14 protein-coding genes are annotated in these 16215 nt (G+C 54.1%); all 14 read left to right on the top strand.

Annotation, left to right across the window (positions count from 1 at the left end):
• The first annotated feature begins 82 nt into the window (after positions 1–82).
• Positions 83–991, top strand: a complete 909-nt coding sequence (gene truA / locus Q9245_RS00965; protein ID WP_305895407.1) for a tRNA pseudouridine(38-40) synthase TruA — start codon at positions 83–85, stop codon at positions 989–991.
• Complete coding sequence (locus Q9245_RS00960) at positions 988–1617, top strand: phosphoribosylanthranilate isomerase (protein ID WP_305895406.1); 630 nt, start codon at positions 988–990, stop codon at positions 1615–1617. Before truA ends, Q9245_RS00960 begins: the two co-directional genes overlap by 4 nt.
• On the top strand, positions 1610–2818 hold the full coding sequence (gene trpB / locus Q9245_RS00955) for a tryptophan synthase subunit beta (protein ID WP_305897144.1): 1209 nt from the start codon (positions 1610–1612) through the stop codon (positions 2816–2818). Before Q9245_RS00960 ends, trpB begins: the two co-directional genes overlap by 8 nt.
• 17 nt (positions 2819–2835) lie before the next feature.
• On the top strand, positions 2836–3645 hold the full coding sequence (trpA, locus tag Q9245_RS00950; RefSeq protein WP_305895405.1) for a tryptophan synthase subunit alpha: 810 nt from the start codon (positions 2836–2838) through the stop codon (positions 3643–3645).
• Between the two features lie 38 nt (positions 3646–3683).
• Entirely contained in the window at positions 3684–4610 is a 927-nt protein-coding gene (gene accD, locus Q9245_RS00945; protein ID WP_305895404.1) for an acetyl-CoA carboxylase, carboxyltransferase subunit beta, read from the top strand.
• A 13-nt stretch (positions 4611–4623) separates the two neighbouring features.
• Entirely contained in the window at positions 4624–5898 is a 1275-nt protein-coding gene (gene folC, locus Q9245_RS00940; RefSeq protein ID WP_305895403.1) for a bifunctional tetrahydrofolate synthase/dihydrofolate synthase, read from the top strand.
• Between the two features lie 90 nt (positions 5899–5988).
• On the top strand, positions 5989–6663 hold the full coding sequence (locus tag Q9245_RS00935; protein WP_305895402.1) for an SPOR domain-containing protein: 675 nt from the start codon (positions 5989–5991) through the stop codon (positions 6661–6663).
• 93 nt (positions 6664–6756) lie between these two features.
• Entirely contained in the window at positions 6757–7326 is a 570-nt protein-coding gene (locus tag Q9245_RS00930; protein WP_305895401.1) for a CvpA family protein, read from the top strand.
• Positions 7327–7360: 34 nt separating this feature from the next.
• Positions 7361–8902 carry an amidophosphoribosyltransferase gene (gene purF, locus Q9245_RS00925; protein WP_305895400.1) on the top strand — a complete coding sequence of 514 codons (1542 nt, stop codon included), beginning with the start codon at positions 7361–7363 and terminating at the stop codon, positions 8900–8902.
• A 27-nt stretch (positions 8903–8929) separates the two neighbouring features.
• Positions 8930–10153: an O-succinylhomoserine sulfhydrylase gene (locus Q9245_RS00920; RefSeq protein WP_305895399.1), complete on the top strand. Its 1224-nt coding sequence runs from the start codon at positions 8930–8932 to the stop codon at positions 10151–10153.
• Positions 10154–10176: 23 nt separating this feature from the next.
• Complete coding sequence (locus tag Q9245_RS00915; protein WP_305895398.1) at positions 10177–12759, top strand: DNA translocase FtsK; 2583 nt, start codon at positions 10177–10179, stop codon at positions 12757–12759.
• A 10-nt stretch (positions 12760–12769) separates the two neighbouring features.
• Positions 12770–13417 carry an outer membrane lipoprotein chaperone LolA gene (gene lolA, locus Q9245_RS00910; protein WP_305895397.1) on the top strand — a complete coding sequence of 216 codons (648 nt, stop codon included), beginning with the start codon at positions 12770–12772 and terminating at the stop codon, positions 13415–13417.
• The gene (locus Q9245_RS00905; protein ID WP_305895396.1) at positions 13417–14751 is read left to right on the top strand and encodes a replication-associated recombination protein A; all 1335 of its coding nucleotides are present in this window, start codon (positions 13417–13419) and stop codon (positions 14749–14751) included. The genes lolA and Q9245_RS00905 overlap by 1 nt, the downstream gene beginning before the upstream one ends.
• Before the next feature lie 113 nt (positions 14752–14864).
• Positions 14865–16139, top strand: coding sequence for a serine--tRNA ligase (gene serS / locus Q9245_RS00900; RefSeq protein ID WP_305895395.1), 1275 nt, complete (start codon positions 14865–14867; stop codon positions 16137–16139).
• The last annotated feature ends 76 nt before the right edge of the window (positions 16140–16215 follow it).

Raw genomic sequence — 16215 nt, 5'->3', positions numbered from 1 at the left:
GTTATAATCACTGTATAACGGCAACAGCGCCGGCCTTTGTGCCGGCGCTTTGTTTTTCTGAACCCGCAAACTGGACGCTCCATTGTTTCTTCAATCGCAGCCTTTAACTACGAACAATTCGATCGGTGCCGGTCGGGTTGTAATTGCTTTCGAGTATGATGGACAGGCATTTCACGGTTGGCAGCAGCAAAAAAGTGGCGTTCGGTCTGTTCAGGCGGAGTTAACCAAAGCGGTTAGCAAGGTTGCCAACCACCCGGTTGAACTGGTGTGTGCAGGCCGGACAGATGCTGGTGTTCATGCGAGTTTTCAGATTGTACATTTTGATACTGAAGCTGTGCGCCCGCTTCGGTCGTGGGTCATGGGCATTAATACGGCGTTACCAAATGACATAGCAGTGCATTGGGCGGGCAACGGCGTGGGTGATTTCCATGCCCGTTTCTCGGCAACCTATCGGCGTTATCGTTATATTATTTTCAATAATCCGGTTCGGCCGGGTATTCAGCGCGGGCAGGTTAGCTGGAATTTTCGACCACTGGATGCACAAAAGATGCACGAAGCTGCTCAGGCACTCACCGGTGAACATGATTTTTCATCGTTTCGGGCCGCGGGCTGCCAGTCTCGGACTCCGGTTCGTTTTTTGGAGCGCATATCGGTCAGCCGTTCAGGGGACTATGTGGTCATTGATGTGCAGGCCAATGCATTCCTGCATCACATGGTTCGTAATATAGCCGGTGCTCTGATGGCCGTGGGGTCGGGAGAACAGTCGGTAACCTGGGTTGGCGAGATTCTGGCTGCTCGGGATAGAAAACTTGCGGGCGTTACCGCACCGCCATACGGGCTTTATCTGGTTGATGTAGGGTATCCTGAACACTTTGGTATTCCCGAAGCACTGTGTGGTCCGGCTTTTGTGGCGCCCTGGTTTTCGCGAGAGCACAACTTGCCTATTGCTCCAACCCATATTCATCCCAAGCAGCCGGTTTCAGAATCATGACAACCCGTGTAAAAATCTGTGGTCTGACCCGAGTCGAAGATGTAAAAGCGGCTGTGGAAAGCGGAGCGGACTCCATAGGCTTGGTGTTTTATGATCCAAGCCCTCGTGCGGTGTCGATTGAGCAGGCACAAGAGTTGGCGGCGGCTATCCCGGCGTTTGTAACCGTGACGGGTTTATTTGTGAATCCCAAAGCCGAGTTCGTCAAGTCGGTACTGAATGCCGTGCCGTTGGATCTGTTGCAGTTCCACGGCGACGAAACACCAGAATTTTGCGAGTCCTTCGGGCGAAGATGGATCAAAGCCATCAGAGTCCAGAGCGCAGAACAGATCTCAGAAGCTTATTCTACGTATAACAAAGCGGTGGGGTTGCTTGTGGATGCCTGGGATCCCGATCGTTATGGCGGAACAGGCCAATCCTTTAACTGGCAATTGATACCAGATCAACGTCCTATGCCCCTGATATTGGCCGGGGGCTTGTCATCTGCTAACGTAGCCCGCGCCATCGAAGCGGTTCGTCCCTGGGCCGTTGATGTCAGCGGCGGGGTTGAGCTGAGCAAGGGTATTAAAGACGCCACCAAATTATCTGATTTCTTTAAAGAGGTGCAAAGTGTCCGTAAAACTGACTGATGAAATGTTGAAGGCACTCCCGGATTCCAGAGGTCACTTTGGAGCCTTCGGTGGCCGGTTTGTTTCTGAAACCCTGATGGATTCGTTAATGACGCTGGAGAAAGAATATCTCCAATTGAAAGACGACCCGGAATTTCAGGCCAAGTTTGACAAGGATCTGGCTGATTACGTGGGCCGGCCAAGTCCGCTTTATTTTGCGGAACGCCTGACTCGTGAAACCGGTGGTGCGCAAATCTGGTTAAAACGGGAAGACCTTAATCATACCGGTGCCCATAAGGTAAACAACACCATTGGTCAGGCGCTGCTTGCAAGCTTTCTGGGTAAGAAGCGCATTATTGCCGAGACCGGCGCAGGTCAGCATGGCGTAGCAACAGCCACAGTTTGCGCTCGCCTTGGCTTGGAATGTCACGTTTTCATGGGCTCAGAAGACGTTCAGCGTCAGTCTTTGAACGTTTATCGCATGAAACTGTTGGGCGCTACGGTTCATGCCGTAGAGAGTGGTACCAAGACACTCAAAGACGCCATGAACGAGGCGATGCGCGATTGGGTGGCAAATGTAGATGACACCTTCTACATCATTGGCACCGTTGCAGGCCCTCACCCGTACCCACTTTTGGTACGCGATTTCCAATCCGTGATCGGTCGCGAGCTGCGTGAGCAGTCCCTGGAAAAAATGGGCAAACTTCCTGATGCGTTGGTTGCCTGTGTCGGCGGTGGTTCGAACGCCATTGGTATGTTCCACCCGTTCCTGACCGACGAATCCGTTGAACTTTACGGTGTTGAAGCCGGCGGCTTGGGTATCGAAACAGGCGATCACGCCGCGCCATTGTGTGCCGGCCGTCCGGGTGTGTTGCACGGCAACCGCACGTACCTGATGGAAGATGAAAATGGCCAGATCGCGGGAACTCACTCTGTCAGTGCCGGACTGGATTATCCCGGTGTAGGTCCAGAGCACTCTTGGTTGAAGGATATTGGCCGCGCCCATTATGTGTCGGTCACCGACGAAGAGGCGCTGGCCGGCTTCCGCACCTTGACCCAGGTGGAAGGCATTATGCCAGCGCTGGAGTCGTCTCATGCCGTGGCATACGCGCTTAAGCTGGCGGCCACCATGGATAAAGACAAGGTTGTGGTCATTAACGTGTCGGGCCGCGGCGACAAAGACATTCATACCATCGCCCAGTTGGATGGCATCGAGATCTGAAGGTATCAGGAGCAGGCATGAGTCGTATTGAAGGTGTATTGAAGTCCTTGAAAGAGCAGGGGCGTAAGGCGTTAATCCCCTATATTACTGCGGGTGATCCTCATCCTGAGCAAACGGTCAGCCTGATGCACACACTGGTAAAAGCCGGCGCGGACATTATTGAGCTTGGGGTTCCGTTTTCTGACCCAATGGCCGATGGCCCTGTTATCCAATTGGCATGTGAGCGCGCGCTGAAACATAACACCTCGCTGCGCCAGGTGATTGGCATGGTTGAAGAGTTTCGAAAAACCGATGCTGATACGCCTGTTGTGTTAATGGGTTACCTTAACCCGATGGAAGCGATGGGTTATGAAGCGTTTGCCAATGCGGCGGCAAAGGCGGGCATCGATGGGGTTCTAACGGTCGATCTGCCGCCCGAAGAAGCCGGTGAAGTTGCTCCGTTATTTGCCGAGCGCAATATGGATTCGATCTTCTTGTTGGCCCCAACAACAACGGATGAGCGAATTAAAGCAATTAGCAAGCACTCGTCTGGCTATGTGTACTATGTTTCTATCAAGGGTGTAACCGGCTCGGCAACCATCAATGTGGATGAAGTTGCAGCGAAAGTGGCTCATATCCACGAGTTAACCGCACTTCCTGTAGGTGTGGGCTTTGGTATCCGGGATGCAGAAACCGCCGGTGCGATCGGCAAAGTATCCGATGGTGTAATTGTGGGTAGCGTACTGGTGGATACAATAGCCCGAAATCAATCAGATTCTGACGCATTGAACCAAGCGTTACACGATCTGTTGTACCCAATGCGCGAAGCACTGGATAGCCTTGCCTGATAAGTGAGCATCCAGGCACAAAAGGACAGGACCTAAGCATGAGTAACTGGCTGGACAAGATCATGCCGAGCAAGATTCGCTCGGAATCAAGGCAACGTACCGGTGTCCCGGAAGGGCTCTGGAAGAAGTGTCCGAAATGTGGCGCATTTCTGTATAAGCCAGAGCTGGAAAAGAATCTGGATGTGTGTCCGAAGTGCAACCACCACTTGCGTGTGTCTGCCCGGCGCCGTCTCGAGATCTTTTTAGATAAAGATGGGCGCGAAGAGATTGCGGCCGATCTTGAGCCCAATGATCGTCTGAAATTTAAAGACACCAAGCGTTATAAGGACCGCCTGGCGGCCGCCCAGAAAGCGACTGGCGAGAAAGATGCCTTGGTTGCGATGAGCGGCAGTGCGTTGGGCGTGCCATTGGTGGCTTGTGCTTTTGAATTTAACTTCCTTGGCGGCTCCATGGGGCAGGTTGTGGGCGAAAAGTTCGTGCAGGCAGCCAACGTTGCGCTGGAGCGCCGCATTCCGCTGGTCTGCTTTTCGGCCAGTGGCGGTGCGCGTATGCAGGAAGCTATTTTGTCGTTGATGCAGATGGCAAAGACCGCGGCGGTTCTTGAGCGCATGAAAGAAGAGGGCATCCCTTATATTTCGGTGATGACCGATCCTGTATTTGGCGGTGTGTCTGCCAGTTTGGCCATGCTGGGCGATCTCAATATTGCCGAGCCTTACGCCTTGATCGGTTTTGCCGGGCCTCGGGTAATCGAGCAGACGGTGCGTGAGAAGCTGCCGGAAGGTTTCCAACGCAGTGAGTTTTTGTTGGAGCATGGTGCGATCGATATGATTCTGCATCGTCACCAGATGCGTGAGCGAATTGCCCACGTACTTGCAAAGTTCACTGGACAGGAGAAGCCGGGTACCGAGGCTCCGATCGAGTTTGAAATCTCTGAAAAGCCGAGTGCAGATGAATCTGTCGAGTAGTTCCAGTAGGGCAATGAGTAGTCCGACAGGTGGCGCGTCTGTTAATGAATGGCTCCAGTGGTTAGAGGCCATTCACCCCACAGAAATCGACATGGGGCTTGATCGAGTTCTGGTGGTTCTTCGCCGCTTGTTTCCGAGAAAGCCTAATGCCCGAATCATTACCGTTGCCGGCACCAATGGTAAAGGCTCCACGGTTGCTACACTCGAGCGTCAGTTATTAGCGGCGGGCAGAACCACTGGTGCCTACACATCGCCCCATCTTCAGCGTTACAACGAGCGTGTTCGTATTAACGGAACCAATGTGTCCGATCCTGCCTTGGTCTCTGCCTTTGAAATGGTAGAGGAAGTCCGTGGCAGTGTGTCCTTGACCTACTTTGAGTTTGGTACTTTGGCGGCATTCGTGGCGCTTGAGCGGGCAGGGGTGCAAGATTGGGTGCTCGAAGTCGGTTTGGGTGGCCGGCTTGATGCGGTTAATGTTCTTGATGCCGATTTTGCGATCATTACGTCGATTGACATTGACCATATCGGTTTTTTGGGCGACAACCGGGAAGTAATAGGCTTTGAAAAGGCGGGCATTCTACGCCCGGGAATTCCCGCTGTTTGCGCCGATCCCGTGCCACCGGCTTCGGTTTTGCAGCAGGCAACCGCTCAGAAAGTTGATCTGCGGCTAACCGGGCGTGACTATCGGCTTGAGCCTCGTGCTGATGACAGTGAACTCATTGATTTAGTGCTGACTGAGGGGCGTGTAGCGTTGCCGGCGGGGCCGTTGCCCATTGAAAGTGTGGCGGCGGCTACGGTCATGGCTGCACAGCTTGTTCCGGAAGCCGGGCTTGAGCGGTTGGGTGAGGCCGCGCATGCCGTCAATCTGCCCGGGCGTTTTGAGCGGCTCAGCAGCAAGCCCAGGGTCATTGCTGATGTTGGACACAATCCCCATGCGGCCCGTTGGTTGGCAAGCAAGCTCTATGAGTTGAAACAGCAAAGCAGTGGGCGTGTTATTGCGGTTTATGCCGCGCTTGGCGATAAAGACATTGAAGGTGTTGTGTCTGCAATGGCACCCGTTGTGGATCACTGGTGCCTGGCGGGTCTGAGTGTGCCTAGAGGATTGTCTGTTCAGGAGCTTGAAGCACGGGTGGGCGAGCTTGCCAACTCCGGTGCGAGCAACAGCATCGCGGAAGCGTTGGAGGATGCCAAGGCTAGGGCAGCAGGCTCGGCAGACTGTGTGGTGGTTTTTGGATCGTTCTTCACCGTGGCCGAGGCCAGGGGGCTGCTGCTGGGTGATTCGCCTTAAACTTTGTTCATTGGCCGGATATGGCTTCAGTTCTGTTTTTCACACAGTTACTATCGAACTCAAATAGGTTGGCATAGGGAGTTCTTTCAGGTGGACGGGTTAAAACAGCGAATCATTGGTGCTTTGGTTCTGATCTCCCTGGCTGTCATCTTTGTGCCGATGATCTTTGATGAGCCCCATTCCCAACGCAAATCCACGTCGATCACCATCCCCGAAGAGCCGCCGTTTCCTGAGGTAGAAATGCCTGACGAGCCGTCGGGTGATGCGGTGGGATACCAGATTTCCTCGGGCAACGGGGCATCGGGTTCCGAGGATGTGAAACAGGCGCCGGGATTCCGAATTGTCGAAGAAGACCGCGCACAGAACTCGGAATTGGCTGAACCGGCCGAATCATCGCAGGCTGCTCCCGCCGAAAAGGCTGATGCATCAAAGACTGAGACGGTAGCGGAATTGCCTCAGGCCACCAAACAAGAAGCTCCTGCTGCCAAACCGAGCGAAGAGAAGGCTGAGTTCGCTCGCACTCTGGAAGGAGCCTGGGTTGTTCAGTTGGGCAGCTTCGGCAACGGAGACAATGCGAAGCGGTTGCGTGACAATGTGATCGAGATGGGTTTTGGTGCGCACTTGCAGCAGTTTTCCAGCGGCGACAAGACATTAACTCGTGTGTTTAGTGGCCCATTTGTGAACCGTGCGGATGCCGACCAGGCCAAAGCCAGGCTCGATAAGAAGTTTGGACTGAAAAGTCTTGTGACCAAAGGCGGAAAATAATTCCTCCGGAACTGGAATTATCTTAAGACGGGAGTTTGGTGCGCTCCCGTTTCCTGTTAGAATTCTTCCTTCGTTTTCTCCACCGGGTTGTTCATGGAATCGCTGATCTGGATTGACTGGGTCATCATTGCCCTCATTTCTGTTTCCACGCTCATCAGTCTGAAGCGGGGGTTCGTTCGCGAAGCTCTGTCATTGGTGACCTGGATCGGTGCATTCATCATCGCCCGCACATTCCATCCGCAGATGCAGGGCCTTCTCGAATCATCCGTCGAGACGCCCTTGGTTCGCTTGGTGGCTGCATTCGCCATTCTGTTTTTCGGCACTCTGATCGTGGGTGCCATCGTTAATAATCTTATCGGCCACCTGGTGCGCGCGACCGGTCTTTCCGCCACCGACCGGGTGTTGGGCATGGGGTTTGGCCTACTTCGTGGCGTGGTGGTCGTCATTGTTGGCATCGCCTTCACTCGCTATACGCCTCTTGCGCAAGATACCTGGTGGCAATCGTCTGTCATGATTGAACGCCTGGCAGTGGTCGAAGATTGGTCTCGACGCACCTTTGGTGATGAATTTGCCCGCTTTCTGGGGCCGGCAGATAGCAGTTCTGGAAACACCCAAGTACCCAGTGAACCGGAAGGCGTGGAACCCGCGTCGGCCTCTCGCTAACATTCAGTTCTAACTCTCGGAGAATCGTCCAGCCATGTGTGGCATTGTCGGTATTGTCAGTACTTCTAACGTCAATCAGATGCTTTATGACGCATTGACCGTTCTACAGCACCGTGGCCAGGATGCGGCGGGTATTGTTACCTTCCAGGACGACCGGTTCTTTTTGCGCAAAGATAACGGCTTGGTCAGAGACGTATTTCACACACGCCATATGCGCCGTTTGGTCGGAAATGTGGGTATCGGCCATGTTCGTTACCCGACAGCGGGAAGCGCCAGTTCGGCCGAGGCCCAGCCGTTCTACGTTAACAGCCCTTACGGTATAACGCTTGCCCATAACGGTAATCTGACCAACGCCGACGAGCTGAGCAGTGATTTGTTCCGCACTGACCTGCGCCACATCAATACCAATTCCGATTCGGAAGTGCTGTTGAACGTGTTTGCTCATGAGCTGCAGAAGCTTGGCAAGCTGAACCCGACCAAAGATGAAATTTTTGCTGCGGTACGCGCCGTTCATCAACGGTGCCGTGGAGCTTATGGTGTAATCGCCATGATTACCGGCCACGGCATTGTGGGTTTCCGTGATCCTAACGGTATTCGCCCGGCTTGTTACGGGATTCGTGAGGGTGAAAACGGCCAAACCGAATATATGATTGCCTCCGAGAGCGTGGCCCTGAATGCAGCCGGCTTTACGCTGGTGCGGGATATTGAGCCCGGCGAAGCTGTCTATATCGAAACAGACGGAACGCTTTACGCGGAGCAGTGCGCCGAGTCACCCAAGCTTTATCCGTGTATTTTCGAGCACGTGTACTTTGCCCGCCCTGATTCGATTATGGATGGCGTGTCGGTTTACAAGGCTCGTTTGCGGATGGGTGAGGTACTGGCTGATAAAGTGCTTCGTGAGCGCCCGGACCACGACATTGATGTTGTCATTCCGATTCCCGACACCAGCCGCACATCAGCCATGCAAATGGCGTATCAGCTTGGTGTTAAATACCGTGAAGGCTTTATCAAGAACCGTTATATCGGCCGGACGTTCATTATGCCGGGCCAGAAAATGCGGAAGAAGTCGGTACGCCAGAAACTCAATCCAATCGATCTGGAGTTTCGTGGCAAGAACGTCATGCTGGTAGACGACTCCATTGTGCGCGGTACCACGTGTAAAGAAATTGTTCAGATGGCTCGGGATGCCGGCGCGCGTAACGTTTATTTTGCTTCCGCGGCGCCCCCGGTTCGTTATCCGAACGTTTACGGCATCGACATGCCGTCTGCATCTGAATTGATCGCACATGACCGCACGGTTGAAGAGGTTGGTGAACTGATCGGGACCGACTGGCTGGTTTATCAGGATCTGGATGACCTGATCACCTGTGTCAGCGATGTGAACGATGATATCGATGGTTGGGAATGCTCTGTGTTCAGCGGCAATTACATTACCGGAGACATCGACAAAGAGTATCTGACGCGTCTCGAAAATCGTCGCAAGGACAGCAGCTCAGCGACTGCAAATGTGACGGATGTCGACTCTGATTCTGACTCAGATAACGACAATATTGACCTACATAATGACGAAGACTGAGCGTCGCCGAACAGCCAGGAGAATGCCATGAGCCACACGCGTGAAGAACACCTCTGGATTCCCGAATCCGATCTGGACGGGATGTCAGTAGACACGTTGTCGGTCAGGGCAGGGCAGATTCGCACCGGCCAGCTGGAGCACAGCGACGCAATTTTCCCAACGTCGAGCTTCGTTTATGGCAGCGCTGCGCAGGCAGCGGCGCGGTTTGGCGGTGAAGAGGCAGGGAATATCTACTCGCGTTTCACCAATCCGACGGTTCAGGCATTTGAAGGGCGTATAGCCGCGATGGAGGGTGGTGAAAAAGCCGTCGCGACGGCTTCGGGCATGGCCGCAATTCTCAGCACCTGCATGTCGCTGCTGAAAACCGGCGATCATGTGGTCTGTTCCCGTGGCGTTTTCGGAACCACGAACGTTCTGTTCCAGAAGTATATGGCGCGGTTTGGCGTTGAGACTACGTTTGTGAGTCTTACTGAGGTCGATGAGTGGCAGGCAGCGATCCGTCCTGAAACCCGGATGTTGTTCATCGAGACGCCGTCAAATCCTTTGTGTGAAGTGGCAGATGTAAAAGCATTGGCAACTCTGGCTCATGCTAACGATGCGTTGCTGGTGGTTGATAACTGTTTTTGCACGCCTATTCTTCAGCGTCCGTTGGCGTTAGGTGCTGATCTGGTTATCCACTCTGCGACCAAGTATCTTGATGGACAAGGCCGCTGCGTTGGCGGTGTGGTGGTTGGACCGGCGAAATATCTGGATGAGGTATACGGCTTCATTCGCTCCGCCGGGCCCACCATGAGCCCATTCAACGCCTGGGTTTTTCAGAAAGGTCTCGAAACCTTACCGATTCGTATGCGAGCTCACTGTGACAATGCGTTAGAGTTGGCTAAGTGGTTGGAATCACAGCCCTCTGTAGAAAAAGTGTTCTATGCGGGGCTTGCAAGCCATCCGCAGCATGAGCTGGCGAAACAACAGCAAAGCGGATTTGGTGGCATGGTGTCCTTTATGGTCAAGGGAGGCAGGGAGCAGGCCTGGCGCTTCATTGACGGCACGCGGATGATTTCAATTACGGCTAATTTGGGAGATGTGAAGACCACCATCACCCACCCGGCAACGACAACGCACGGGCGCTTGGCACCTGAAGACAAAGCGAAAGCAGGTATTACTGAAAATCTGATCCGGCTGTCAGTTGGCATTGAAGCCATCGACGACCTGAAAACCGATCTCGCAAGGGGTTTTCAGGCGCTGGAAGACTAAACTTACATACGGTTCGAGTATTCATGGCGGAATCCGCTAAAGCGAAAAAATCTGTACCCACGGAACTCACAGACAAACAAAAGCGCTTTCGCCTCTTGATGGCACAGGGGGCCCGTGAAGGGGCTGTCCTGGCCCTCATCGTGCTCTGCATCTATCTGGCCATGGCGCTCTTTACCTTTAGTCATTCTGACCCCGGTTGGGCCAGCATCGGCCATGAAACCAACGTAGAAAATTACGCCGGCCGCACCGGTGCTTGGTTGGCCAGCCTCTTAATGGACTTTTTCGGGCATGTGTCCTGGCTTTTCCCGGTCATGGTGGCAGGCTATGCCTTCATGCTCATTCGGCTTCGCCATCAGCCACTGGATTTGCATTGGCCGCTGTTCATGGTCCGATTCGGTGGCTTCATACTGATTCTCCTATCCGCAACGAGTTTGCTTTCGTTGTATTCCTTGTTCGGTCTGGGCATGTCCTCCGGTGGGGTCTTGGGCAAGGCCGTTTCCGAGTCAATGGTTCGTTTTTTCAATTTGCCGGCAACCACACTTTTGCTGATTGCCATTTTCCTGTTTGCGCTCACCGTGACGATCGGGCTTTCATGGTTCCGGTTGATGGACCGGGTAGGAGGTTTGACACTGAAAGCGGCTTTGGCCGTTAGTGCCTTCTTCAAAAAGCAAACCTCCAAAGCGGTTCGTGCCGAGGCACCCGAACCAAAGGACGAACCGGAACCGCCGATTGCCCGCAGTGCGCCCAAGGCTGCCGCGTCCAATGCCAACCCGGATTCTGCTAAGAAGATACCCTGGTGGCGCCGCCTGTTTGCCGGGAAGGATCGCGCGGCGACACAGAATTCGGAGGCAAAACCGCAAAAGCTTCGTAAAGAACCGGCTCTGGAAGGACGTACGACAGCCGATCCGGAACCGTCAGAAGTGGAAAGCTTCAGTTCGCGCGACGTTGAACCGGTAGTACCCAAACCGACTGCCAAAAAAGCAGAAAAACCTTTGAGCCGGGCGCTGAAGATCGCGCCGTTCAAGAAAGAGGATCAAGGCGCTTCTGACACGAAAAAGAGCAGCAGTAAGCAAGGCTCTTTGCTAGAAGACATTGAGAGCCCGATTCCACCGATTACGCTGTTGGATCCGCCCGAAGAGCATAAAGAGAGCGGCTATTCCGAGGAATCCCTCGAGCACATGTCCCGCTTGCTGGAAGAGAAGCTTGCAGATTTCGGCGTCACGGTGGAAGTGGTCGAAGTGAACCCGGGCCCCGTCATTACCCGTTTTGAAATTAAGCCAGCTGCAGGGGTGAAGGTCAGCAAAATTTCCAACCTGGCCAAAGACCTTGCCCGCTCTTTGGCTGTGCTCAGTGTTCGGGTTGTCGAAGTGATACCCGGGAAATCGGTAGTTGGTATTGAAATACCGAATGAAACCCGAGAGATCGTTCGACTAAGCGAAGTGTTGGGAGCTCGGGTGTTTACCGAATCCTCATCGCCGATCACGCTGGCTTTGGGTAACGATATCGGTGGTAATCCGATGGTGGCCAACCTGGCGAAGATGCCGCATCTGTTGGTTGCCGGTACGACCGGCTCCGGTAAGTCGGTGGGGGTCAATGCGATGCTACTAAGCATGCTCTTGAAGGCCGGGCCGGAAGACGTTCGTTTCATTATGGTTGACCCGAAGATGCTCGAATTGAGCATCTACGACGGCATTCCGCATTTGCTGGCTCCCGTCGTTACTGACATGAAAGAAGCCGCCAATGCACTGCGTTGGTGTGTCGCCGAAATGGAGCGCCGTTATCGCCTGATGGCGAGTTTGGGCGTACGTAATTTGGCGGGCTATAACAAAAAAGTGAAAGATGCTCGTGCCGAGGGAGAGCCGCTGCTGGATCCGCTCTGGAAGCCGGACGATCATCTGGCGAATGACGAGCAGGAGCGCCCGGAGCTGGAAACCTTGCCGTTCATCGTTGTCGTAATCGATGAATTTGCCGACATGATGATGATCGTCGGTAAAAAGGTCGAAGAGCTGATTGCGCGGATTGCCCAGAAAGCCCGTGCAGCCGGTATTCACCTGATACTAGCCACTCAGCGGCCGTCGGTGGACGTGATTACCGGTTTGATCAAAGCCAACATACCAACCCGGATTTCGTTCCAGGTTTCCTCCAAAATCGATTCGAGAACGGTGCTGGACCAAGGCGGCGCAGAGCAGCTCCTCGGGCACGGTGACATGTTGTATCTGCCGCCGGGTTCAGGGTTGCCTGTTCGTGTGCATGGCGCCTTTGTGGACGACGATGAGGTGCACCGCGTGGTCAGTGCGTGGAAGGCTAGGGGCGAGCCGGAATACGTTGATGACGTACTCAGTGGTGCCGAAGGTGAGCATTTGCCCGGCGTGCCCACACTGACTGAAGGCGGTGGTGGCGACGAAGGTGATGCATTGTTTGATGAAGCGGTTGCGTTCGTGACCGAAAATCGCAGGGTGTCGATATCCTCGGTTCAGCGAAAATTCAAGATTGGCTACAACCGCGCCGCCAACCTGGTGGATGCAATGGAAGCAGCGGGTGTCGTCAGTGCGGCGGGCCACAATGGTGCCAGAGAAGTTCTGGCGCCGCCGCCCCCAAGAGACTAGGAGCGTTAATATGATTCGAATTATGTATTCTCTGATGGCGAGCATTCTGCTCATTTTCACGGCGAGCCTTAGTCATGCTGAGGAATCCTCTGCCGGGGCCGCCGAGGAGCTTTCCTCGATTCTTCGTAGCTACGAAACCTATCAGGCTGACTTTATTCAAATCGTGGTCGGTGAAAACGGTGGTCGTGTGCAAGAAACCCGTGGCGCTTTGAAAGCGAAAAGGCCGGGTCTGTTTTATTGGGAAACGGCCGCTCCTTTGTCGCAATTCATCGTCAGTGATGGTGAGACGGTTGAGGTTTATGACCCGGATCTTGAGCAAGTGACGATCCACAAACTGGATGACCGGGTTCAAAGCACTCCAGCTCTGCTGCTCAGTGGTGAGGTCGATAATCTGGATGAAACCTATGAGGTCAGCCAGCGTCGAATCGGAGAATTGACTCAAGAGTTTACGTTGGTGCCCAAAGGCGCAGACTCGTTGTTTGTCTCGTTGCGTCTGAGTTTCTTCGATGGTGAACTGCAAGAAATGAGAATGGAAGATTCGCTGGCTCAAATCAGTATTCTCAGTTTTGACTCGATTGAACTGAACAAGGATGTTGATAGGAGCGCCTTCACATTGGAGTATCCTGAGGAGGTTGACGTTATTCGGGACGGTGCTTAATGCAGGACAGCCTGTTTCAGCCAGAGGTCGGGTTTCAGCCTCTGGCGGCGAGAATGCGCCCGACAACCCTCGCTGACTACGTAGGGCAAGCCCATTTGGTGGGTGAGGGGAAACCGCTCCGCAGGGCCGTTGAACAGGGCCAGCTACACTCCATGATTCTGTGGGGGCCGCCCGGGGTTGGCAAGACCACCTTTGCGCAATTACTTGCTAACGTAGGCGAGCTAACGTTTGAAACTCTGTCGGCGGTGCTCAGCGGTGTAAAGGAAATCCGCGAAGTGGTGGATCGTGCTAAACACCGCAAGCAGGCCCAAGGCCGTGACACCTTGCTGTTCGTTGATGAAGTTCACCGGTTCAACAAAAGCCAGCAGGATGCTTTCCTGCCCCACATCGAAGATGGCACTTTCATCTTTGTGGGAGCCACCACTGAAAATCCTTCTTTCGAACTCAACAGCGCTCTGCTGTCCCGTACCCGGGTTTATGTACTCAAAAATCTCGAATCTGATGATATTCTGACCCTGCTTAACCGCGCGCTTTCGAGTGACGAGGGTTTTGCAGGATCGTTAAAAGTTGACCCTTCGGTACTGGATACTATGGCTTCAGCCTCCGGCGGGGACGCACGTCGTGCGCTGAATATCCTCGAAGTAGCAGCGGATTTGGCAGAACCAGACGAGCAGGGAAATAATCGCGTACTTCCGTCAACGCTGGAACAAGTCCTGCAAACGAGCCTGCGCAGATTTGATAAGGGCGGTGATGTTTTCTACGACCAGATTTCGGCGCTGCATAAGTCGATTCGGGGTTCCAGCTCAGACGGTGCACTTTACTGGCTATGCAGAATGCTCGATGGCGGCTGTGATCCACTGTACGTTGCACGAAGGCTTGTCAGAATTGCCAGTGAAGACATAGGGAATGCCGACCCGCGAGCGCTGCAGATTGCCATGCAGGCTTGGGATGCGCAGGAGCGCTTAGGTTCGCCGGAAGGGGAGTTGGCTCTGGCCCAAGCGGCGACCTATTTGGCCATGGCGCCTAAAAGTAACGCGGTCTATGCCGCGTTCAACCGATGCATGGCCGATATCAAGAGCGATCCTGACTACGATGTGCCTGTGCATTTGCGCAATGCACCCACCAAGCTGCTTAAAAGCATGGGCCACGGCGAAGAGTACCGTTATGCTCACGATGAGCCCGATGCCTATGCGGCAGGCGAGAACTATCTACCGGAAGCCATTCATCAGCGCCGCTACTATGAGCCTGTCATGCGTGGCCTGGAAATCAAGCTTGCCGAAAAGCGTCAACGTCTGGACGCTCTCGACCAACAAAGCACTGTTAAGCGCTATTGATTGGTTCTGTCGGGTTTTACTTTGCGGCTCAGGTCAATGCTGGCCAGCAAACTCATGGCGGGTATAATGTTCGCCTATTCACCCATTCGTTAACTGGATAATTCAGGAACACCATGCTCGATCCCAAACGTGTCCGTTCACAGACTGAAGAGATCGCCCGCCGGCTGGCCATTAAAAACTTTGAGCTCGATGTAGCCACGTTCGAGCAGCTGGAAGAGCGCCGCCGAGCCATTCAGGTTCGTACCGAGACCCTGCAGAGCGAGCAGAACAAACGTTCCAAGTCGATTGGTAAAGCCAAAGCCGCCGGTGAAGATATCAAGCCGCTGCTGGATGAAGTTGAAAGCTTGAAGCAGCAGCGTAGCGAAGCGGAAGAAGAGCTGCGGTCTGTGCAGGAGGCCCTAAACGCGTTTTTTGCCGGGATTCCGAATGTGCCGGACGAAGACGTGCCTCCCGGAAAGAGTGAAGACGACAACGTTGAAACCCGCGTTTGGGGAACGCCTCGCGAGTTTGACTTCGAGCCGAAAGACCACGTCGCCTTGGGTGAAGCCATTAATGGACTCGATTTCGAGAAGGCGACCCATCTGGCCCATTCCCGTTTTGCGGTGATGCGTGGTCAGTTGGCCAGACTGCATCGGGCTTTGGCTCAGTTCATGCTCGATTTGCACACCACCGAGCATGGTTACACAGAGACTTATGTACCTTACCTTGTGAACGGCAACGCACTTTTCGGTACCGGGCAGCTGCCCAAGTTCGAAGAAGACCTGTTCCGTATGGAAGGCGACAATCCTTTGTATCTGATTCCGACTGCCGAAGTGCCGGTGACCAACCTGGTGGCCGACAGCATTCTGGAGGATTCGGAATTGCCGCTGCGCATGGTGGCGCACACGCCGTGTTTCCGCAGTGAGGCCGGCTCTTACGGTCGGGATGTGCGCGGTATGATTCGCCAGCATCAGTTCGATAAAGTCGAGTTGGTTCAGGTGGTGCGCCCTGAAGAGTCCGGTGAGGCTCTGGAGCAGCTGACCGGTCACGCGGAAAAAGTATTGCAGTTGCTTGAGTTGCCGTATCGCATGGTCACCCTGTGTGGTGGTGATATGGGCTTCTCCGCAGTTAAAACCTATGATCTTGAGGTGTGGCTTCCGGGCCAAGGCAAGTACCGTGAAATTTCCTCCTGCTCCAACACCCGGGATTTCCAGGCGCGTCGCATGCAAGCTCGCTGGCGTAACCCGGAAACCGGTAAGCCCGAGCCGGTGCATACACTCAACGGATCAGGCTTGGCGGTAGGCCGGGCCATGATCGCAGTTATGGAAAATTACCAGCAGGCTGACGGCAGCATTGTTGTGCCTGAGGTATTGAAACCTTATATGGGAGGCGTTGAGCGCATCCAATGAGCCGACAAACCGAGGTGCCAGGGAAAAGAGTGAAGGTTGGAGCGGGCCCGGTCCGCTTCAAGCCGAACCCGGTAAC

Source organism: Marinobacter sp. MDS2 (assembly GCF_030718085.1).
Taxonomy (GTDB): domain Bacteria; phylum Pseudomonadota; class Gammaproteobacteria; order Pseudomonadales; family Oleiphilaceae; genus Marinobacter.
This window is presented reverse-complemented; position numbering and strand designations above follow the sequence as displayed.

What these genes read in the sequence shown, in the direction of transcription:
- Q9245_RS00960 (WP_305895406.1), top strand. Translation starts at nt 988, where the DNA reads ATGACAACCCGTGTAAAAATCTGTGGTCTGACCCGAGTCGAAGATGTA.
- trpA (WP_305895405.1), top strand. Translation starts at nt 2,836, where the DNA reads ATGAGTCGTATTGAAGGTGTATTGAAGTCCTTGAAAGAGCAGGGGCGT.
- accD (WP_305895404.1), top strand. Translation starts at nt 3,684, where the DNA reads ATGAGTAACTGGCTGGACAAGATCATGCCGAGCAAGATTCGCTCGGAA.
- folC (WP_305895403.1), top strand. Translation starts at nt 4,624, where the DNA reads ATGAGTAGTCCGACAGGTGGCGCGTCTGTTAATGAATGGCTCCAGTGG.
- Q9245_RS00930 (WP_305895401.1), top strand. Translation starts at nt 6,757, where the DNA reads ATGGAATCGCTGATCTGGATTGACTGGGTCATCATTGCCCTCATTTCT.
- purF (WP_305895400.1), top strand. Translation starts at nt 7,361, where the DNA reads ATGTGTGGCATTGTCGGTATTGTCAGTACTTCTAACGTCAATCAGATG.
- Q9245_RS00920 (WP_305895399.1), top strand. Translation starts at nt 8,930, where the DNA reads ATGAGCCACACGCGTGAAGAACACCTCTGGATTCCCGAATCCGATCTG.
- Q9245_RS00915 (WP_305895398.1), top strand. Translation starts at nt 10,177, where the DNA reads ATGGCGGAATCCGCTAAAGCGAAAAAATCTGTACCCACGGAACTCACA.
- lolA (WP_305895397.1), top strand. Translation starts at nt 12,770, where the DNA reads ATGATTCGAATTATGTATTCTCTGATGGCGAGCATTCTGCTCATTTTC.
- Q9245_RS00905 (WP_305895396.1), top strand. Translation starts at nt 13,417, where the DNA reads ATGCAGGACAGCCTGTTTCAGCCAGAGGTCGGGTTTCAGCCTCTGGCG.
- serS (WP_305895395.1), top strand. Translation starts at nt 14,865, where the DNA reads ATGCTCGATCCCAAACGTGTCCGTTCACAGACTGAAGAGATCGCCCGC.